Here is a 20,057-nt window from a genome sequence, read left to right as displayed (position 1 = left end):
CTCGTTTGACGGCCGCCGTCAATCGGCGTGACGGGCGCCCGGGGCCCGGCGGACCGTCGAGCCATGTCCCTCACGGAGCAGTACGCACTCGACCTGTACCGGGCCGCCCGGCGCGGCGAGCCCGCCCCGCCCGCACCGGGCCGCCACGACTGGCGCACCATCCGGGAGCTGCGGGAGTACCGCGACGTCCAGGCGGTGATGGCGGGGCGCCCGGCCCGCCGCCGCGGCCGCCATGACCGCCTTACGGACGCGCCGGGCGCCGTAAGGGCGATGCCGCATGCCGTTAGGGCGATGCCGCGCGCCGTAAGGGCGATCAGGGAGGCGCTGGCCGCCCTGCGGCGCCGGTCAGCCGTCCCCCGCCATGAGCTCCCGGACCCGGGCGAGGAAGGCACCGGCCGCGGCCGTGACGTCGTCGGCCGTCCAGTCGAGTGCGGGTGAGGCGACCGTCAGCTCCGTCATGGCCAGACCGGGCGGCCCCGGCTCCCGCCAGCGACGGAACAGCGTCGTCCGGGTCTCCTCCGCCAGCCGCACCCCCGCCTCGTCCAGCACCGCCGCCGGATACGGCAGCCACACCTGGAACTGGTGGGTGTGCGGCACCTCGGGATGCACCCGGGACCACCCCACCCCCTCGGCCGTGAACGCCGTCCGCAGCGCCTGCGCCACCACCCGCGCGTGCGCCACGTACGACGGAAGCCTCGGCAGCTCACGGTCCAGGCCGTCCAGCGCGGCCAGCGCCGCCGGCCACTGCTGGAAGAGCTGGCCGCCGTACCGGTGCCGCCATGCCCTGGCCTCCGCCACCAGGGTCTCGGGCCCGGCCAGCGCCGCTCCCGAGATGCCGTCCACCGACTTGTAGAAGGACACATAGACGGAGTCCGCCAGGGCGGCGATCTCCGGCAGCTCCCGGCCGAAGTGGGCCGTGCACTCCCACAGCCGCGCCCCGTCGAAGTGCACCACCGCGTCCCGCTCCCGGGCCGCCTCCACGACCGCGACCAGCTCGTCCCACTCGGGCAGCACGAATCCGGCGTCGCGCAGCGGGAGTTCGAGGGCGAGCGTGCCGAACGGCTCGTCGAGGTCGAGGACGTCCTCGGCGGTGGGCGGCCGCGGCTCGCTCGTGGGACGCACCGCGCGCAGCCCGCTCACCGTCAGATACGCGTCCCGCTCATGCACCTCCAGATGCGCCAGCGGATGCACCGCCACCACCGGATTGCCGGTGCGCCCCGCCCAGCAGCGCAGCGCGACCTGCTGCGCCATGGTGCCGGTGGGGAAGAACGCCGCGGCCTCCATGCCCAGCAGCGCGGCGACCCGCCGCTCCAGCTCCTCGACGATGCCGTCCCCGTACATGTCCACCCAGCCGTCCCCGCCGTACGGCGGGGGATCGGCCGTAAGGGCGGCCGTGAGGGCGGCCAGCCGTTCGGCGATCCGCCCCTCCGCGGGCCCGCGGGTGAGCGTCCGCTCGGAGCCGTGCCAGGCCGCGAGGCGGCGCACTCGCGCGGCCCGGTCCGTGTCGCCGGTGGCGTCGTCCGCCCCGGCCGGAGTCTCATCCGCCGTCTCGTGCGCCGTCCCGTCCGCGGCGATGCGCGTGCCGTCCGACTCGTCTGCCTCGCCCGTCCTGTCCTTCATAGGCCGATCATGTCGCACGGGTGTCCATCGGACCACAGAGTTGTCCACAGGCCCGGGCTACGGCCAAACTCCCCCGGAAACACTCGCGTAGCATGGCGGGGAATCGTCCGGTACCCCCTGAGGACTGGAACGGAAGGCCGCTGTCGCGTGAATGCACAACCACTTCCCGAACCGCAGGACCGGCCGGCCCGGCTCACCGTCGGGGTCGTCGGCGCGGGCCGCGTCGGCCCGGCCCTCGCCGCCTCGCTGCGGCTGGCCGGACACCGCCCGGTCGCCGCCTCCGGTGTCTCCGACGCCTCCGTGCGCCGGGCCGCCGCCCTGCTCCCCGAGGTCCCGATCGTCCCGCCCTCCGAGGTGCTGGCGCGGGCCGAGCTGGTGCTGCTCACCGTCCCCGACGACGCGCTCCCCGAGCTGATCGAGGGCCTCACCGAAACCGGTGCGGTGCGCCCCGGCCAGCTGCTGGTGCACACCTCCGGCCGTTATGGCGTCAGTGTGCTGGAGCCCGCGCTGCGGGCCGGTGCGCTGCCGCTCGCGCTGCACCCCGTCATGACCTTCACCGGCACCTCGGTGGACGTCCAGCGGCTCGCCGGCTGCTCCTTCGGTGTCACCGCCCCCGAGGAGCTGCGGCTGGCGGCCCAGGCGCTGGTCATCGAGATGGGCGGGGAGCCCGAGTGGATCGCGGAGGAGTCCCGCCCGCTCTATCACGCCGCCCTCGCCATCGGCGCCAACCACCTCACCACGCTGGTCGCCCAGTCCCTGGAGCTGCTGCGCGCGTCCGGGGTCGAGGCCCCCGACCGGATGCTCGGCCCGCTCCTCGGCGCCGCGCTGGACAACGCGCTGCGCAGCGGCGACGCCGCGCTGACCGGCCCGGTCGCGCGCGGCGACGCGGGCACGGTCGCCGCCCATGTCGCCGAGCTGCGGCGGCACGCCCCGCACGCCGTGGCCGGCTATCTGGCCATGGCCCGTACGACCGCGGACCGGGCGCTCGCGCACGGCCTGCTCAAGCCGGAGCTCGCGGAGGACCTGCTGGGCGTGCTCTCGGATGTGACCGACGCACGGGGCCGTGGAGGCAGTGAGACATGAGCCCGAAGCTGTGGACCAAGGCGCTTCCTGGGGAGCCGGATGTGGAGCTGTTCCGCCATCGCTCGGATCTGGACGCGGCGCTCGCCCACTTCGCCGTGCCGGGGCGCACAGCCGTCGTGATGACCATGGGCGCGCTGCACGACGGGCACGCCTCGCTCATCCGCGCCGCCCGTGCCCGGGTGGGCGCCAAGGGCCTGGTGACCGTCACCGTCTTCGTCAATCCGCTGCAGTTCGGCGCGGGCGAGGACCTCGACCGCTATCCGCGCACCCTCGACGCCGACCTCGAGGTCGCGGCCGAGGCGGGCGCGGACATCGTCTTCGCCCCCGCCGCCGAGGAGATGTATCCGGGCGGCGAGCCGCACATCCGGATCACCGCGGGCGCCATGGGCGAGCGCTACGAGGGCGCCTCGCGGCCCGGCCACTTCGACGGGATGCTCACCGTCGTCGCCAAGCTGCTCCATCTCACCCGCCCCAATGCCGCCTTCTTCGGCGAGAAGGACGCCCAGCAGCTGGCGCTGGTCCGCCGGATGGCGCGCGACCTGGACTTCCCGGTCGAGATCGTCGGCGTCCCCACCGTCCGGGAGGGCGACGGGCTCGCCCTCTCCAGCCGTAACCGCTATCTGTCGGCCCAGGAGCGGGACACCGCGCTGGCGCTGTCCCGGGCGCTGTTCGCGGGGCGGGACGCGGGGCTGCTGGCGGCCGGGGAGGGCCCGGCCGGCGCCGAGGAGCACGAGCTCATACGGGTCGCGTCCCCCGCCGCGGTGCGGTCCGCGGCGCGGGTGGTGCTCGACGAGGCGGCGCGGCTGGAACCGCCGCTCGTCCTCGACTATCTGGGCCTGGCCGATCCCGCCGACTTCACCGAGGTCTCCGACGGATACACCGGCGAGGCCGTGCTGGCCGTCGCGGCCAAGGTCGGCGCCACCCGCCTGATAGACAACGTCCGCCTGTGGATCGGAGCCGCCCGATGACCCATCCGACCGGGCGGCCCGAAGCCGTGGCCCCCGCCACCGCCCTGCGCGCTTCTGCCCCGGGCTGGGCCACCGAGGCGGATGTCGTGGTCGTCGGTTCCGGGGTCGCCGGGCTGACCGTGGCGCTGCGCTGTGCCGCGGCCGGGGCCAGGGTCACCGTGGTCACCAAGGCCCGCCTGGACGACGGCTCCACGCGCTGGGCCCAGGGCGGCATAGCCGCCGCCCTCGGCGAGGGCGACACACCCGAGCAGCATCTGGACGACACCCTGGTGGCCGGCGCCGGGCTCTGCGACGAGCGGGCGGTACGGACGCTGGTCACCGAGGGACCCGACGCGGTGCGGCGGCTCATCACCACCGGCGCCCGCTTCGACGCCGACGACGGCACCGGCGAGATCCTGCTGACCCGCGAGGGCGGCCACCACCGCCGCCGGATCGCCCACGCGGGCGGCGACGCGACCGGCGCGGAGATCTCCCGCGCCCTGGTCGAGGCGGTGCGCGAGGCCGGTATCGACACCGTGGAGAACGCCCTGGTGCTCGACCTGCTCAAGGACGGCTCCGGCCGGGCGGCCGGGGTCACCCTGCACGTCATGGGCGAGGGCCGGCGGGACGGCGTGGGCGCGGTGCGGGCGGGCGCGGTGGTCCTCGCCACGGGCGGCATGGGCCAGATCTTCTCCGCGACCACCAACCCCGCCGTCTCCACCGGCGACGGGGTCGCGCTCGCGCTGCGCGCCGGGGCCGAGGTCAGCGATCTGGAGTTCGTGCAGTTCCACCCCACGGTGCTGTGGCTGGGCCCGGAGGCGGAGGGCCAGCAGCCGCTGGTCTCGGAGGCGGTGCGCGGCGAGGGCGCCCATCTCGTCGACGCCGACGGGGTGCGCTTCATGCAGGGGCAGCACGAACTGGCCGAGCTGGCGCCCCGCGACATCGTCGCCAAGGGCATCACGCGGCGGATGCAGGAGCGCGGCGCCGAGCATATGTACCTGGACGCCCGCCACTTCGGGGCCCGGATGTGGGAGCGGCGCTTCCCGACCATCCTGGCCGCCTGCCGCGCGCACGGCATCGACCCGGTGACCGAGCCCATCCCGGTCGCCCCGGCGGCGCACTACGCGAGCGGCGGGGTCCGCACCGATCTGCACGGCCGCACCACCGTCCCCGGGCTCTACGCCTGCGGGGAGGTCGCCTGCACCGGTGTCCACGGCGCCAACCGGCTGGCCTCCAACTCCCTTCTGGAGGGCCTGGTCTTCGCGGAGCGCATCGCGGAGGACATCACCGCTGGAGCCGCCGGAGCCGCCGGAGCCGAGGGCCCCGCGCGGCCCGCCACGGCCGCCGAGCGGCCCGGGCCGGACGAGGATGCCCCCGGTGGAGCGCCCCTACTGGCCTCCGAGGCCCGCTACGAGATCCAGCACATCATGACCCACGGCGCCGGAGTCCTGCGCTCCGCCGAGAGCCTGGCCCGCGCCGCCGACCGGCTGGAGCGCGTCCACGACGAAGCCGCGGCGCAGTTGCGGCGGGACGGCAAGACGGCCGAGCCGGGGGTCGAGACCTGGGAGGCCACCAACCTCCATCTGGTCGCCCGGGTCCTGGTCGCCGCCGCGCTCCGCCGTGAGGAGACCCGCGGCTGCCACTGGCGCGAGGACCGCCCCGCGCGGGACGACGCCGCCTGGCGCCGCCACCTCCTGGTCACCCTCGGCCCGGACGGCGCCCTCGATGTGCGTTCCACGGACTCCGAGGCGTTTCCCCCACCGACCACCCCCCGAACCGAGACGGAGTCCCGCCCGTGAGCAGCACCTCCGAAGACCGCCAGCCATCCGTGTCCCTGCCGCTGCTGCAGATCGGCCGCCCCGGTGAGGCGGCGGGCTGCGGCGACGCCTGCGGCTGCGGCGACGACGCCGACGGCGCCGGGCTCGACCCGATGGAGTGCGGTCTGGACCCCGACCTGGCCGAGCTGCTGATCAGCGCCGGACTCGACCCCATCCAGGTCGAGGACATCGCGCACATGGCCATCGAGGAGGACCTCGACCAGGGCGTGGACGTCACCACCGTGGCCACCGTCCCCGAGGACGCCTTCGCCACCGGTGACTTCACGGCCCGTGAGGCGGGCACCGTCGCGGGGCTGCGGATCGCCGAGGCGATCCTGTCCGTCGTCTGCACGGACGAGTTCGAGGTCGAGCGGCATGTCGAGGACGGCGACCGGGTGGCGGCGGGCCAGAAGCTGCTCAGCGTCCGCACCCGCACCCGCGACCTGCTCACCGGTGAGCGCAGCGCGCTCAACCTCCTGTGCCGGCTCTCCGGTATCGCGACGGCGACGCGTGCGTGGGCGGACGCCCTCGACGGGACGAAGACCAAGGTCCGTGACACCCGTAAGACCACCCCGGGGCTGCGCGCCCTGGAGAAGTACGCGGTGCGCTGCGGCGGCGGGGTCAACCACCGGATGTCGCTCTCGGACGCCGCGCTGGTCAAGGACAACCACGTGATCGCGGCGGGCGGGGTGGCGGAGGCGTTCGGCGCCGTGCGGGCCGAGTTCCCGGACGTGCCGATCGAGGTGGAGGTCGACACCCTCGACCAGATCCCGCCGGTCCTGGAGGCGGGCGCGGACCTCATCCTGCTGGACAACTTCACCCCGGAGCGGACCCGCGAGGCCGTCGAGCTGGTCGCCGGCCGCGCCGCGCTGGAGTCCTCGGGACGGCTGACGCTCGCCAATGCCCGTACGTACGCCGAGACGGGCGTCGACTATCTGGCGGTCGGCGCGCTCACCCACTCCTCCCCGATCCTGGACATCGGCCTGGACCTGCGCGAGGCCGAGGGGAAGTAAGCGATGCTGCCGACCATCGACGCAGGAAACATCCGCCCGCCCGTCGCCCCACCCACCACCCCAGGGCTCGTCCTCGGCCGTCAGCCCGCCCGGAAGCGGTGCCGCCCATGCTGCTGACCATCGACGTCGGAAACACCCACACGGTGCTGGGCCTGTTCGACGGCGAGGAGATCGTCGAGCACTGGCGGATCTCCACCGACGCCCGCCGCACCGCCGATGAACTCGCCGTCCTGCTGCAGGGCCTGATGGGCATGCACCCGCTGCTCGGCGAGGAGCTGGGCGACGGCATCGCGGGCATCTCCATCTGCTCCACCGTCCCCTCGGTGCTCCACGAGCTGCGCGAGGTGACCCGCCGCTACTACGGCGATGTGCCGTCCGTCCTGGTCGAGCCGGGCGTGAAGACCGGTGTGCCGATCCTGATGGACAACCCCAAGGAGGTCGGCGCCGACCGGATCATCAACGCGCTGGCCGCCGTCGAGCTGTACGAGGGTCCGTGCGTGGTCGTCGACTTCGGCACCGCGACGACCTTCGACGCGGTCAGCGCGCGCGGCGAGTACGTGGGCGGGGTGATCGCGCCGGGCATCGAGATCTCGGTCGAGGCGCTGGGCGTACGCGGGGCGCAATTGCGCAAGATCGAGCTGGCCCGTCCGCGCAGCGTGATCGGGAAGAACACGGTGGAGGCCATGCAGTCCGGCATCCTCTACGGCTTCGCGGGCCAGGTGGACGGGATCGTCCGGCGAATGGCGCGGGAGCTGGCCCAGGACCCGGAGGACGTCACCGTGATCGCCACCGGCGGGCTGGCGCCCATGGTGCTAGGAGAATCCTCAGTGATCGATGAGCATGAACCCTGGTTGACCCTGATCGGCCTCAGACTGGTCTACGAGCGGAACGTCTCGCGCGGCTGAGCACCGGCGATCAGCTCTTCACCTGCGTGCTCGACCGTATTGACGGCATTCCGAAACGAATTCCCGCCGCCCTGGATTCGCCGGGGCGCCGATCGCTCTTCGCCATTGGTCGCGGAGCGGTCAAGGGAAAGACGGCACTTCGAATTCCGTATTGACAAGCGGAAGGGCCGTCGACCACGTACACCGGCACCCGGATGCGACGGTCCGCCCCGGGTGCCGGGTCCGGACGGGGCCGCCTCGACGCGGCCCCGTCCGGCGCTTCCTCCGTATGGCGGCTCGGCGTCCGCAACGCGCCGCACCGTCCGGCGCTCAGCGAAATTTGTCCGCTTAGCACTTAAAGTCGCCCCATGCCCACGCCATATGGATCCCGCGGCGGAATGGCGTTCAGTGCGGATGAGCTGCGTGTGCTCCGACGCGCCCTCGCCATCGCCCTCCGACCCGACCCCGTCACTCCCTCTGCCGGCCCCCTCGGCCCGGACCGGGCGGAGGAGGTCCAGGACTGTCTCCGGCTCGCCGAGGCCGTGGACGAAGCGGTCCGCGAGGGCGGGCGGCTGCGAGCGTTCCTGCTCGACGAGCTCGCCCGCTACCGCGCCGCCCTGCCCGGCGCCGCCGTCGGCTATCTCGAGCAGCTCCAGGGCGCCCTCGCGGCCGGTTACGAGCCGCTGGCCGAGGATCTGGCCGCGCTCCGCGCGCTGTGCGGGTCGGCCGCCGGGGGTGGTGAGGCGACGCGCCGACGCGCGCTGCTGAGCCACTGCGGGCGCCTTGCCGAGCGGGGCGTGCGCGCCCGGCTCGCGGAGCACGCCGGCGCCGTCGTACAGCCGCGCACGAGCCCCGTGGGGCCCCGGCTGCGCGCCCTGCCCGGCGGGGTCTCGGCGGCGCCCGGGACGGCCGCGCAGGGGACGGTGCGGAAGGGGTCGGAGGTCGTGCTGGAGGCGCTCCAGAAGGCCGACGAGCCCAAGCGGGAACCGCAGCCGCGCAAGAAGCCCGCGGCGCCGGAGCACGGCGACCGCGAGGAGCCGAAGCGACGGGAGCCGGGCCGCCGGGCGCCGCGCCCGGGGCGTCCGGTGCCCACGCCGGCGGAGGTCTTCCCGCCCAAGCGCCGCCCCTCGCCGCCGCCGGAGCAGGAGTCACGGCTCGGCGCCGGGGCCCGTTCCGCCTGACCCCGGGCCTGGACCCCGCCCCTGCGCCCGCCCGGCCCCCGGGCCGCCGCGCCCGGGCCGGTGCCCGGCTCCGGGAGGCCGCGGCGCGCCGCGTAATCTGGTGGTCTCGAGCAAAAGGAGGCCGAGAGCCATGGATTATGTCTCCGCGCTGATCCCGCCCGTCGTGATGGCCGTGGCCTTCACCGCGCTCATCGTGACGATGGTGAAGAGCCAGGGCGGCGCCAACAAGTCCAAGGAGGACGCCGCGGTGGACGCGGTGCTGGCGGCCCGCTCCGAGGCCGAGGGCCCGGCCCCGGAGCGCGAGACGGCCTGATCGGATCGATCGGGCCCATCGGGCGCCGCCACCCCCGCACACCACGGCGGCAGCACGCCGGACCACGCCCCGGGACGCATCGCGTTCCGGGGCGTGTGGCTTTTCCCGCGCAGACCTCCCGACATTCGGGACATCTCCCACTATTATTCTCGGTGTGCCTAGGCCATTGGGAGATCTCGAAGACGCGGTCATGACGCGGGTGTGGAAGTGGAACCGCCCGGTCACGGTCCGCGAAGTGCTGGAAGACCTTCAGCGGGAACGCTCGATCGCCTACACCACCGTGATGACCGTAATGGACAACCTCCATCACAAGGGCTGGCTGCGCCGGGAGGTTGAAGGCCGCGCCTATCGATATGCCGCGGTCTCCACGCGCGCCGCCTACTCGGCCGCACTGATGAACGAAGCGTGGTCGACCAGTGACAACCCCGCGGCCGCTCTCGTCGCGTTCTTCGGGATGATGTCCGAAGAGCAGCGGGACGCACTACGGGATGCCATGCGCGTCGCACAACTGGGGCAGACCGGGGAGAGCCCCGGTGAGTCGGGGCGATGACCCAGGGCGATAGCGTCCGGTCATGTCCTCCCCACTATCAAAAGTAGTCACCGTCCGCCGTGCCCGGACCGGCGATGTACGGGCGGTGCGCCGCCTCATCGACTCGTACGTGGACGATCGCATCCTGCTCGACAAAGCCACCGTGACGCTTTACGAGGACATCCAGGAGTTCTGGGTCGCCGAGCGCGACGAAGACGCTGAGGTCATTGGCTGTGGAGCGCTGCACGTCATGTGGGAAGACCTCGCGGAGGTCCGCACTCTCGCCGTCGATCGGACTCTCAAGGGCACCGGCGTAGGCCACCTGGTGCTCGACAAGCTGTTGCAGACGGCGCGCTGGCTGGGGGTGCGGCGCATTTTCTGCCTCACCTTCGAAGTCGACTTCTTCACCAGGCACGGCTTCGTGGAGATCGGCGAGACGCCGGTCGACGGCGATGTGTACAGCGAGCTCCTGCGTTCCTATGACGAGGGCGTCGCCGAGTTCCTTGGTCTCGAACGGGTGAAGCCGAACACCCTTGGCAACAGCCGGATGCTTCTGCAACTGTGATCGCGGGTCCTATGTCCGAATCGCTCCCCTATCACATAGCTCCGGAACATGACCTTCCATGAGGCTTCCCGCTTGGTGGATCCATCGAACCTTCCCGGAGGGTTTGTGTTTTTCCGGGAAAGGCGGTTTCCTATTCTCTCGTAGTGTAATTACCTGGGGGGTGAGTCATCAGCGGCTAACGCCGCACCCCCGAGCCCCCCGTTTTCCCTGAAAGGAACCCCATGGCACAGAAGGTTCAGGTCCTTCTTGTCGACGACCTCGACGGCGGCGAGGCGGACGAGACCGTGACGTTCTCGCTTGACGGCAAGAGCTACGAGATCGACCTCACCACCAACAACGCGGACAAGCTCCGTGACGCCCTGGAGCCCTACACCAAGGGCGGGCGGCGCACCGGTGGCCGGGCCGCCGGCGGCCGGGGCAAGGCGCGCGCGGCGTCGGGCGGAAGCCAGGACACCGCGAAGATCCGCGCCTGGGCGAAGGAGAACGGCTACGAGGTCAACGACCGCGGCCGTGTTCCGGCGACCGTTCGTGAGGCGTACGAGAAGGCCAACGGCTGAGCGCGTCAGCCTTTCCCGGCTCGTCGCTGCCTTGGCAGCGGTCGGGCGCGCACCAATCGGGCGCGGAGGCATTCGGTAGCCGCCGTGCTCACGAGCCGTACGAGATCGGGGGCGCCCCCATCGCCCCCGAAGCCTGTCCTCGGCAGCGTTGGCTCCACCTCGCCCCTCGGGTCGGGAGGTCGCAGCCATACGGCGGCCTCCTGCGGGCATCGCTCTCCGGGCGCCCCGGCGGCCAGGAGCGGCGGCCAGGAGCGGGAGGGGCATGGCGCGGTGATCCGGCCACCGGCGCCGATCGCGCCAAGGTCCAGGGCCACAGCGCCCCACTCCAGCCAGTCGAGCAGCCCCGGAAGCTCGTCGGCGCTGCCAGGGGCCACCAGGAGCCGCATCCAGGCGCCCTCCACCGCGACCGGACCGGTCCGCGGTACGCGCCGCAGCATCGCCATTCCGGCCACGGCCGGCAGTTCGATGACGTCGAAGGCCACCCCCGTGAGCAATTCGACGGGATCGCTGCCGGCCGTCGGCCAGCCCAGCTCCCGCTCGTACCAGCGTGAAAAGGGAGCCGGTGTCGTCGGTGCGGACGGCCTGGCGCCGTGGACCCTGTGGATCATGCCCAGCAGAACTCTCCGCCCTCCCGCTTGGTTACGCCCTGGATGACCTACCGTGCGGGCCCGTGCGCGCACCGTGCCCGTAAGGGGTCCTGCAGGGCCGGTGAACGGGCGCAAGGTTGTTCGCCCGTAGCGGATGGAACCGGCCTCTACGGCATGGACTGTCTGTGCTTGCGGGTAAGACATCCCTAGTGGGAAGGGGCGGTCCGCGTGTCGGGAGGAAGCGGCGTTCGCCATCGGCGTACTGGCGGTGGGCGTAGATGCCTGGCCTGCGGGAACATCGTCTCGCACCATCGGGTTAAGGCAGTTGTCGGCTGTTCGGGCAGGAAGCCAGTGGCTGTTTGCCCCGCGCGAGCGGGGGTGATCCGGACGGTTGTCGGCAGTTGGAATGAGCTGTCCCGGGTTGCGGGACTAGCATGCGGAAGGACAGGGAGGGGATCGTCCCCGATCTTTCTGACCGCTCTGAGGAGCGATTAACGATGTTCGAGAGGTTCACCGACCGCGCGCGGCGGGTTGTCGTCCTGGCTCAGGAAGAAGCCCGGATGCTCAACCACAACTACATCGGCACCGAACACATCCTCCTGGGCCTGATCCACGAGGGTGAGGGTGTCGCCGCTAAGGCCCTGGAGAGCCTCGGGATTTCGCTCGAGGCGGTCCGCCAGCAGGTGGAGGAGATCATCGGGCAGGGCCAGCAGGCCCCGTCCGGGCACATCCCCTTCACCCCCCGTGCCAAGAAGGTCCTGGAGCTGTCGCTCCGCGAGGCCCTCCAGCTCGGCCACAACTACATCGGTACGGAGCACATCCTGCTCGGCCTGATCCGCGAGGGCGAGGGCGTCGCCGCCCAGGTCCTCGTGAAGCTGGGTGCCGATCTGAACCGGGTGCGGCAGCAGGTCATCCAGCTGCTCTCCGGCTACCAGGGCAAGGAGGCCGCCACCGCCGGCGGCCCGGCGGAGGGCACTCCCTCCACCTCGCTCGTCCTGGACCAGTTCGGCCGCAATCTCACGCAGGCCGCCCGCGAATCCAAGCTCGACCCGGTCATCGGGCGCGAGAAGGAGATCGAGCGGGTCATGCAGGTGCTTTCGCGCCGCACCAAGAACAACCCCGTCCTCATCGGCGAGCCCGGCGTCGGCAAGACGGCGGTCGTCGAGGGACTGGCCCAGGCGATCGTCAAGGGCGAGGTGCCCGAGACCCTCAAGGACAAGCACCTCTACACCCTGGACCTGGGCGCCCTGGTCGCCGGCTCCCGCTACCGCGGTGATTTCGAGGAGCGCCTGAAGAAGGTGCTCAAGGAGATCCGCACCCGCGGCGACATCATCCTGTTCATCGACGAGCTCCACACCCTGGTGGGTGCGGGTGCCGCCGAGGGCGCGATCGATGCCGCCAGCATCCTCAAGCCGATGCTGGCGCGGGGCGAGCTGCAGACCATCGGCGCGACCACGCTCGACGAGTACCGCAAGTACCTGGAGAAGGACGCGGCCCTGGAGCGCCGTTTCCAGCCCATCCAGGTCGCCGAGCCGTCGCTGCCCCACACCATCGAGATCCTCAAGGGCCTGCGGGACCGCTACGAGGCGCACCACCGCGTCTCGATCACGGACTCGGCCCTGGTCGCGGCCGCCACCCTGGCCGACCGCTACATCTCGGACCGCTTCCTGCCGGACAAGGCGATCGACCTGATCGACGAGGCCGGTTCCCGGATGCGGATCCGCCGGATGACCGCACCGCCGGACCTGCGCGAATTCGACGAGAAGATCGCCGATGTGCGCCGGGAGAAGGAGTCCGCGATCGACTCGCAGGACTTCGAGATGGCCGCGGGCCTGCGCGACAAGGAGAAGCAGCTCCTGGCCGCCAAGGCGAAGCGGGAGAAGGAGTGGAAGGCCGGCGACATGGACGTCGTCGCCGAGGTCGACGAGGAGCTGATCGCCGAGGTCCTGGCCACGGCCACGGGCATCCCGGTCTTCAAGCTGACCGAGGAGGAGTCCTCCCGGCTGCTGCGCATGGAGGACGAGCTGCACAAGCGCGTCATCGGCCAGAAGGACGCCATCAAGGCGCTCTCCCAGGCCATCCGGCGTACGCGTGCGGGCCTCAAGGACCCCAAGCGCCCCGGTGGCTCGTTCATCTTCGCGGGCCCGTCCGGTGTCGGTAAGACCGAGCTCAGCAAGACTCTCGCCGAATTCCTCTTCGGCGACGAGGACGCGATGATCTCGCTCGACATGTCGGAGTTCAGCGAGAAGCACACCGTCTCGCGGCTCTTCGGCTCCCCGCCCGGATACGTGGGCTACGAGGAGGGCGGCCAGCTCACCGAGAAGGTGCGCCGCAAGCCGTTCTCCGTGGTCCTCTTCGACGAGGTCGAGAAGGCCCACCCGGACATCTTCAACTCGCTGCTGCAGATCCTGGAGGACGGTCGGCTGACCGACTCCCAGGGCCGGGTCGTGGACTTCAAGAACACGGTGATCATCATGACCACCAACCTCGGCACCCGGGACATCTCCAAGGGCTTCAACCTGGGCTTCGCCGCCCAGGGCGATGTGAAGACCGGCTACGAGCGGATGAAGAACAAGGTCAACGAGGAGCTGAAGCAGCACTTCCGCCCCGAGTTCCTGAACCGTGTCGATGACACCGTGGTCTTCCACCAGCTCACCGAGGAAGACATCATCCAGATCGTCGACCTCATGACCACCAAGGTGGACGAGCGGCTCAAGGACCGCGACATGGGCATCGAGCTCAGCGGTGACGCCAAGAAGCTGCTTGCCAAGCGGGGCTACGACCCCGTGCTGGGCGCCCGGCCGCTGCGCCGGACGATCCAGCGCGAGATCGAGGACGTGCTCTCGGAGAAGATCCTCTTCGGCGAGCTGCGTCCGGGCCACATCGTGGTCGTGGACACCGAGGGCGAGGGTGAGGAGAAGAAGTTCACCTTCCGCGGCGAGGAGAAGGCGGCGCTGCCGGACACTCCGCCGATCGAGTCCGCCGCCGGTGGCGCGGGCCCGAACCTCAGCAAGGAGGCGTGACGCGGCGACGCGGTAACGCGGCGTCGTCCATCGCCACGGGGCCGCCCCGGACCGTTCCGGTCCGGGGCGGCCCTTTTGCGTGGCCACGCCCCTGACGGGCCCTGGCGCGCCCTGACACGAACTGGGGCGCAACTTGGGCGCGCGCGGCCGTGGGAGGGCCCGGAGAGCCCGGAGAGCCCGGGGACCAGGGCTCTCCGGGCTCTCCGGGGGCTTCCGTGGGCCTGTTGCGGGGCACGGCCCGCCGTTCTTCCTTACGCGCCCGCCACGATGACCTGGACGCCCTCCGGGACCCCGGTCACCCCCGTGTTGCGGTGGCTCAGCCGCAGGGTGTGCAGCCGGGGGAAGGCGGACAGCCAGCTCAGGTCCAGGTCCGCGCCCAGGTCGTAGGCGAGCCACAGCTCGGTCAGCCGCTCCGCCACCAGGCCCTCGGCGAGCTGTTCCGGGGTGAGCGCACCGGCTATCTGGACGCAGGGGCGGCCGCCGAGCCGCCGCAGGGCCCGCAGTTCCTCCAGGTCCGACACCGGAAAGTCGAGTTCCCGCTCATCGAGATGGCCGATGATTTCCTCGGCGTAACGATCGGTGTCATATCGCCGCCAGGCGCCCGCGAGCTGCGCCCGTACCGCCCAGGAGGCGCGGTCCCGCAGCCGGACCAGATAGTCGATGGCGCGGTCGTCGGCTATCGAGGTGGCGGTGACGGCCAGCCGATGGGCTTCCTCATCGGATACGCCGCTGGGATCGGGCAGCATTTCCAGCACGATAGGCCCGATCCAGCCGAGCGCGCGGGCCGCTTCCAGCGAGGTCGGGCGTACCAGATCGCGGGTATAGCGATGCACCCGGGAACGCACCTCGGGGTCCAGCTCCGTCGCGTGTTCCAGACATGCGGCCGCCAGGAGTTTGCGATGGCGGGCATGGACCGGCCGGGCGTCTTTACGGGCCGCCAGCAGCCCCTCCAGGAGGTAGCCGCATTCATCGGGGCGGGCGAGAGCGACCGACATTCTGATCACTTCTTCCCAGTCGTCCAGGTGTGCGTGGTCGATCAGGAAGTCGAAATCGTGCCGTTCGACGACCGCTCTCGCGCTGAGATAGTCCTGGAACGTTCGGTGCACGAAATCGACCGAACCGGGTGTGGGCTCGCGCAATAGACCGGTCCGGTTGAGCAGATGTCGGTAGATCTCCTCCGGCCCGCCCTGCCGCGCCGCGTGCGGAATGGCCGGGAGGTGACGGCCGAGCGTCTCGACGGCGGTGGTCCGGTCCATTTCGGACCGGCCGTTGACGAGCATCCAGTGCGCCAGCTTCTGCAGCAGCTGGATCTTCGGTTCCTGAGGGAGGTCGATTCCCTCCGGCGGCAGCATGGCGCGCTCGCGGTCTCGCCGTTCCAGCAGCATGGAAAGGGCCGCGTCATAGAGCGCTTTCCGGCCGCGCGGCAGATAGCCGCGGCGGTCCCGGTGCAGCGCGCACAGCAGACCGCACATCAGTGGATTGGTGGCCAGCCGGCCGAGGTCCCGGGTAATCCTTACGGCGTCCAGCAGCGTTTCCTCGTAACCACTCAGCCGGTCCAGATCGGCACGGTCGGTGATGTCCTGGCGGGCGGCCGCATGCCAGCGCCGGATGAACGCGGTGACCCCCTCGCGGCTGAGCGGGGAGAGTCTCAGCTCGGTGAAGCGCTCCGAGGCCAGCCAGTTCTCCCTTACGGCCGAGGGGCGCGAGGTGACCAGCCAGACATTTCCCGGATAGCGCGCCGGAAGCTCGCGCAGCGCCTCCCGCAGCCGCTCACGCTCCCCCTCCGGGGCCTCGTCCACCCCGTCCACGAGCAGCAGCCCGCGCCCGTTGGACAGCACCCGCTCGGCCCATCCCGGCGGCTGGGCGGCGGTGTGCGGATAGCGGACGGCGGACAGGAAGGCGTCCGGCTCCGGGAAGCCGTCGCGGCGGAACCGGCGCACGGGGAGCACGAAGGGGACCCGCCCGCGCAGCCCCGCCAGCGGGGCCGGGAGGTCACCGCGCGCCACGGACACCGCGAGCCGCTGCACCAGCGTGGTCTTGCCCGACCCCGCCACGCCCCACAGCAGCACCCGTTCGCGTCCGGCGAGGGCCTGTTCGGCGGGGGCGCTCGGGCCTCCGCCGTCGGCCTCGGTCTCCAGGCTGAGATAGGCGGCGTCCAGCGGCCAGCTGTCGGGGGAGTGGGCCAGATCGATGCCGTAGATGGTGAGGTGGTCGTGGGCGGCGATGATGTCCTGGGCGTAGCGCTGCTCGAACGCGGCGTCCTCGGCGGCCGTGACGAAGGGGGAGCGGCGGACGAGGAAGCGGAGGATGTGGGCGCAGGTGGTCTCGCGCAGTGCGGCGTGGGTATGGGCGTCCGCCGGGTCCAGCTCTTCGTCGGCGTCGGGGGCGGCGATGGCGAGGTGGCGGGCGAAGGCTTCGGGGCCGAGGCGGACGGCCCGCAGGTCGTCCAGGTCGACGGTGCCGAGGGCGTGGAGGGTGCGGGCGAGCGCGTCGGTGAGGGCGGAGCGCGCCTGGTCTGCGACCTCTTCGGAGATCTCTTCGGAGACGCCTTCGACGAGCGCGGCGGCGACTCGGGTCAGGTCCCGTTCGGTGAGCGTGCGGTGGTCGCCCTGGAAGGCGACCAGGGAGGCGATGCGAACAGGCCGGTCCACCGGCCCGTTGGCGACGAAGAGTTCGTGGACCAGTGTGTCTATGGCTGCGGGATCCATGAGGCCCCGTCCCCCGGTGACTGTTGTTCGCCGTTCAGAAGCCACCAGGGTAGGCGGGGTCGGGCCGGGGATGGTGGGGGTTCGGCGTGGGTTCCGGGGGCGGGCGGGGGCACGGGGCGGGGGCGCTCAGGGGCGCTGGGGGGTGGTTGCGGTGCTCTGCGGTGCGGTGCGTTGCCGGGCGCGGGGGCGCTGTTGCGTGGGGTGCGGGTGCGGGTGCGTGGGGGTGCGCCTGCTGTTCGTGGTGGGTGCCGGGGGCGGGGCCTCCGGGGCGGCGCCCTGGACCGTATATTTACGGCGCCATTTGCCGGGGGCGTTGGGTGGGCCGGGGATTGGCGCCACAAATACACGTAAGCGTCCAGGACACCACCCCTCCGACCCCACCCCCTCCCGCCGTCGGCGGCTCCCCGCCGGTGGCCCCGGCCCCTGGATCGGTTCCGGGCCCGCCCGGTGGGCCTACCGGCCTGGCTCCTCCCCGAAGAGCTCGTCCAGCAGCTCGTCTGCCTGGGAGACGGTGAAAGCGCGGTCGAGCCAGTGCCTCAGGGTGTCGCGGTAGGCACATTCGTTGATACGGCGGCGTGTCTCGGACCGGACGGCGATCCCCCGGTGTTCGAGGATGCGCAGGACCCCCTCGGCAAGCCCTGCCGCCTCTCCGTGGGCCTGGCCCTTGAGGAAGGTCTGCTCGATGAGGGTGCCACGGCCGGGGAAATAGGTACCTACTACGGCCATGGTGTCGTCAGCCGTCCTCGGTGAAGAGCTCGTTGGCGGTGGAGACGGTCATGGCGCGGTCGAGCCAGTGGTCCAGTGTCTTGATGTCGGTGCAGTTGGTGATGCGCTCGCGGATCTCCGCCGACGTGCGGATACCCCTGTTCTCCAGGGTGCGTAGCACGGCGCGCGCGCCTCCCACGGCCTCACCCACGGCCTTGCCTTTCAGGAAGGTCTCTTCGACAAGGGTGCCGCGACCAGGGAAGTAGCTGCCTACCACGCTCATCAGTTTCCTCCAGACGTCTCGTGCTGGGGTGTCCCCCAGGCCGATCTCCAGTAGCTCCGAGTAGTAAGGGCGGGTCTCCGGGTCGGCCTTGGCGAGGGCCTGAGCCAGTGTTTTCAGTATGGCCGGAGCGTTTGGATCGCGCCCATGTGTCAAGGCCGAGAAGGCAGCCAGGGTCAGATCCTGGGACGCCTCCTCGGGGTCGAGGATCACCGGGACATTTCCGGGGCCCAGCACCAGCGGGTGTACGGACAGTGCTGTCCACCCTTCCACGCCGATCCGAAAGGGCCCCGCCGCCCAGTCGGCGGTTTTCTTGTCCTGGCAGACTACGAGTAGCAGTGCCGGAAGCTCGTGCTTCGCTGCCATGTACGAGAGGTAATACGCCCAGCTGACCGCCTTGTCTGGGTCGCGGCGCCCTTGTGCCTCGATGGCCGAGAGGAAGCCGCCGCCGTCAGGAGGCGTCACGCGCAGCACGCTGTCCACGCGCCGTTCCAACGGTCGGATCTCGGTGGCGTCCGGGGTGAGTACTTCAACTGCCGCCTTCTCGGGGAGCGGCAATTCCAGGATGCGGAACACCGGAGTGAGTAACTCCGGCCGATCTTGAAAGATGCGATGTGCGGCCTCGTGCCGCGAACTGACCATGTTCGTGAACGTATGGTCATCGGAGCATGTGCACGGGGCAAATGACCGGTGATCACCCGATTGGGGGAAAGGTCTGCGGGGGGTCAGGCGGCGATCTCGTAGGCGTTCTGCTGGGGGGTGAGTTCGAACCAGAGCAGCTTGCCGCTGATGCCGAAGAGGTCGTCGGCGAGGGGGTAGCCGCCCCAGTTGTCGGCGCACAGCCGGACGATGAGCAGGCCCCGGCCGGAGGTCGCGTCCAGGCAGGAGGCGGCCTCGGTGAGGGCGGTGAAGCGGTCGAGGGGGCTGGGCGGGGCGTCGAAGGGCGCGGGGATGGTGGGGTTGGTGTCCCAGATGCTGACCCGGAGGCGGCTTTCGCAGAGGTGGCGGATGCGGAGTTGCGCCGGGCCGTCGGAGTGGCGGACGGCGTTGGTGACCAGCTCGCAGGTGAGGAGTTCCGCCGTGTCGATCAGCTCGGCCATGCCGTGGGAGGCCAGGACGGCCCGCAGGGTCACCCGCGAGATCCTGGCCGCCCGTGGGTCGTTGGGGAGGCGGAGGGAGTACGTCCACGGTCCCTCCGACGGTCCTGCGGTTGGCTCCTGCGGCGCTACGGTTGCCATGCGAGTCTCCCTCGGCTGATCAAGTTGAGTGGCTTGGGTCACACCATATGGTGTTCGCTGTAATGTCTTCCATTGAAGCCAAGGAAGTCATTCCAAGTTGACTCGTGTGGGTGACGTTCGCGCAGCGTGCGCATTCCGAGGAGGAGACGGCCGGTGCCGCCAAGTAGTACGCCCACCGCGCGAAAGCAAAGGCTGGGCGCCGAGCTGCGCAAACTGCGAGAGCGCGCAGGAATGTCATCGACTGCGGCCGCCGCCCTCCTGGGCGGCAACCAAGCGCGGATCAGCAATATTGAGGCAGGCCGCTACGCGGTGAGTGCGGACCGGGTACGTGTTCTGGCGCAGAACTACAGCTGCTCGGATCAGGCGCTCGTGGACGCGCTCGCCGGAATGACGGGAGACCGAAAACGAGGCTGGTGGGAGGAGTATCGGGAGACGTTCTCCTCTGGGCTTCTGGACTTGGCAGAGCTTGAGCACCACGCCGTCGCGGCTCGAGTAGCCCAGGTGATCACTGTTCCCGGTCTGCTGCAGACTCCCGAGCACGCCCGGGCGATCTTTCGTGACGTCGTCCCGCCGCTCATGCCGCCTGAGGTGGAACATCGGGTGTCGTACCGGGTCAAGCGTCAGGTCGTCCTGTTCCGAGACGAGCCGCTGCCGTACACCGCGATCATCCACGAGGCCGCCTTGAGGATGCAGTTCGGCGGTGCGGCTACGGCCAAGGCCCAGCTGGAACACCTCATCGGCATGAGCGAGCGGGACCATGTGACAGTCGTCGTCATCCCCTTCGGCGGCGTGTCCTTCCCCATCTCGGCACACGGGGTCGACTACTTCTGCGGTCCGGTGACCCAACTCGACACTGTCCAGCTCGATACAGCGCATGGCGTTGAACTGGTTGATGCTGCTGCGCAGTTGGAGAAGTACCGGTTGGTGCTCGACCGCATGGAGCAGGCCGCTCTGGGACCGGACGAGTCACGGGACCTCATTCGCCGCATTGCGCGGGAGATCTGAAG

19 protein-coding genes are annotated in these 20,057 nt (G+C 71.0%); 13 read left to right on the top strand and 6 right to left on the bottom strand.

Going from position 1 to position 20,057, the window contains the following annotated elements:
- The first annotated feature begins 63 nt into the window (after window positions 1-63).
- Entirely contained in the window at window positions 64-438 is a 375-nt protein-coding gene (locus CGL27_RS22700; RefSeq protein WP_119989647.1) for a hypothetical protein, read from the top strand.
- On the opposite strand, the gene CGL27_RS22695 is transcribed toward CGL27_RS22700, so the two are convergent.
- Window positions 346-1,620, bottom strand: a complete 1,275-nt coding sequence (locus CGL27_RS22695; protein WP_205587734.1) for a beta-eliminating lyase-related protein — start codon at window positions 1,618-1,620, stop codon at window positions 346-348. The two genes, CGL27_RS22700 and CGL27_RS22695, sit on opposite strands and share 93 nt — an antisense overlap.
- A 147-nt stretch (window positions 1,621-1,767) precedes the next feature.
- Between CGL27_RS22695 and CGL27_RS22690 the strand changes: the two genes are divergently transcribed.
- From CGL27_RS22690 to CGL27_RS22645, 10 genes are all read left to right on the top strand, one after another.
- Window positions 1,768-2,703 carry a DUF2520 domain-containing protein gene (locus CGL27_RS22690; RefSeq protein WP_078642164.1) on the top strand — a complete coding sequence of 312 codons (936 nt, stop codon included), beginning with the start codon at window positions 1,768-1,770 and terminating at the stop codon, window positions 2,701-2,703.
- The gene (panC, locus tag CGL27_RS22685) at window positions 2,700-3,671 is read left to right on the top strand and encodes a pantoate--beta-alanine ligase (RefSeq protein WP_203348471.1); all 972 of its coding nucleotides are present in this window, start codon (window positions 2,700-2,702) and stop codon (window positions 3,669-3,671) included. Before CGL27_RS22690 ends, panC begins: the two co-directional genes overlap by 4 nt.
- Window positions 3,668-5,449, top strand: coding sequence for an L-aspartate oxidase (locus CGL27_RS22680; protein ID WP_119989645.1), 1,782 nt, complete (start codon window positions 3,668-3,670; stop codon window positions 5,447-5,449). Before panC ends, CGL27_RS22680 begins: the two co-directional genes overlap by 4 nt.
- Window positions 5,446-6,480: a carboxylating nicotinate-nucleotide diphosphorylase gene (gene nadC / locus CGL27_RS22675; RefSeq protein ID WP_119989643.1), complete on the top strand. Its 1,035-nt coding sequence runs from the start codon at window positions 5,446-5,448 to the stop codon at window positions 6,478-6,480. Before CGL27_RS22680 ends, nadC begins: the two co-directional genes overlap by 4 nt.
- Before the next feature lie 107 nt (window positions 6,481-6,587).
- Window positions 6,588-7,385, top strand: a complete 798-nt coding sequence (locus CGL27_RS22670) for a type III pantothenate kinase (protein WP_059142477.1) — start codon at window positions 6,588-6,590, stop codon at window positions 7,383-7,385.
- Between the two features lie 347 nt (window positions 7,386-7,732).
- Window positions 7,733-8,545, top strand: a complete 813-nt coding sequence (locus CGL27_RS22665) for a hypothetical protein (RefSeq protein ID WP_240450604.1) — start codon at window positions 7,733-7,735, stop codon at window positions 8,543-8,545.
- A gap of 130 nt (window positions 8,546-8,675) precedes the next feature.
- Window positions 8,676-8,858 (top strand): hypothetical protein, encoded by a 183-nt coding sequence (locus CGL27_RS22660; protein ID WP_078642160.1) that lies wholly within the window; start codon window positions 8,676-8,678, stop codon window positions 8,856-8,858.
- Between the two features lie 154 nt (window positions 8,859-9,012).
- On the top strand, window positions 9,013-9,408 hold the full coding sequence (locus CGL27_RS22655; RefSeq protein WP_119989639.1) for a BlaI/MecI/CopY family transcriptional regulator: 396 nt from the start codon (window positions 9,013-9,015) through the stop codon (window positions 9,406-9,408).
- A gap of 22 nt (window positions 9,409-9,430) precedes the next feature.
- Window positions 9,431-9,952, top strand: a complete 522-nt coding sequence (locus tag CGL27_RS22650) for an amino-acid N-acetyltransferase (protein ID WP_014061627.1) — start codon at window positions 9,431-9,433, stop codon at window positions 9,950-9,952.
- Between the two features lie 221 nt (window positions 9,953-10,173).
- Window positions 10,174-10,509 (top strand): Lsr2 family protein, encoded by a 336-nt coding sequence (locus tag CGL27_RS22645; protein ID WP_078642158.1) that lies wholly within the window; start codon window positions 10,174-10,176, stop codon window positions 10,507-10,509.
- A gap of 5 nt (window positions 10,510-10,514) precedes the next feature.
- On the opposite strand, the gene CGL27_RS22640 is transcribed toward CGL27_RS22645, so the two are convergent.
- Window positions 10,515-11,117 carry an SCO3374 family protein gene (locus tag CGL27_RS22640; protein ID WP_119989637.1) on the bottom strand — a complete coding sequence of 201 codons (603 nt, stop codon included), beginning with the start codon at window positions 11,115-11,117 and terminating at the stop codon, window positions 10,515-10,517.
- Between the two features lie 476 nt (window positions 11,118-11,593).
- Between CGL27_RS22640 and CGL27_RS22630 the strand changes: the two genes are divergently transcribed.
- The gene (locus tag CGL27_RS22630; RefSeq protein WP_078642155.1) at window positions 11,594-14,119 is read left to right on the top strand and encodes an ATP-dependent Clp protease ATP-binding subunit; all 2,526 of its coding nucleotides are present in this window, start codon (window positions 11,594-11,596) and stop codon (window positions 14,117-14,119) included.
- Between the two features lie 251 nt (window positions 14,120-14,370).
- Here the strand turns inward: CGL27_RS22630 and CGL27_RS22625 are convergent, their stop codons facing one another.
- From CGL27_RS22625 to CGL27_RS22610, 4 genes are all read right to left on the bottom strand, one after another.
- Window positions 14,371-16,827, bottom strand: a complete 2,457-nt coding sequence (locus CGL27_RS22625; protein WP_119989635.1) for an NACHT domain-containing protein — start codon at window positions 16,825-16,827, stop codon at window positions 14,371-14,373.
- Between the two features lie 453 nt (window positions 16,828-17,280).
- The gene (locus CGL27_RS22620) at window positions 17,281-17,553 is read right to left on the bottom strand and encodes a hypothetical protein (protein WP_119989633.1); all 273 of its coding nucleotides are present in this window, start codon (window positions 17,551-17,553) and stop codon (window positions 17,281-17,283) included.
- Window positions 17,554-17,560: 7 nt separating this feature from the next.
- Window positions 17,561-18,454, bottom strand: coding sequence for a hypothetical protein (locus tag CGL27_RS22615; protein ID WP_119989631.1), 894 nt, complete (start codon window positions 18,452-18,454; stop codon window positions 17,561-17,563).
- Between the two features lie 83 nt (window positions 18,455-18,537).
- Window positions 18,538-19,050, bottom strand: a complete 513-nt coding sequence (locus CGL27_RS22610; protein WP_119989629.1) for an ATP-binding protein — start codon at window positions 19,048-19,050, stop codon at window positions 18,538-18,540.
- A gap of 153 nt (window positions 19,051-19,203) precedes the next feature.
- Here CGL27_RS22610 and CGL27_RS22605 point away from each other — a divergent pair, with 153 nt between their 5' ends.
- The gene (locus CGL27_RS22605) at window positions 19,204-20,055 is read left to right on the top strand and encodes a helix-turn-helix transcriptional regulator (protein WP_119989627.1); all 852 of its coding nucleotides are present in this window, start codon (window positions 19,204-19,206) and stop codon (window positions 20,053-20,055) included.
- Window positions 20,056-20,057 lie beyond the last annotated feature (2 nt).

The organism is Streptomyces sp. 11-1-2, assembly GCF_003595545.1.
Classification (GTDB): domain Bacteria; phylum Actinomycetota; class Actinomycetes; order Streptomycetales; family Streptomycetaceae; genus Streptomyces; species Streptomyces hygroscopicus_B.
Note: the sequence above shows the minus strand (reverse complement) of the source record. Positions and strands in the feature narration are given on the sequence as shown.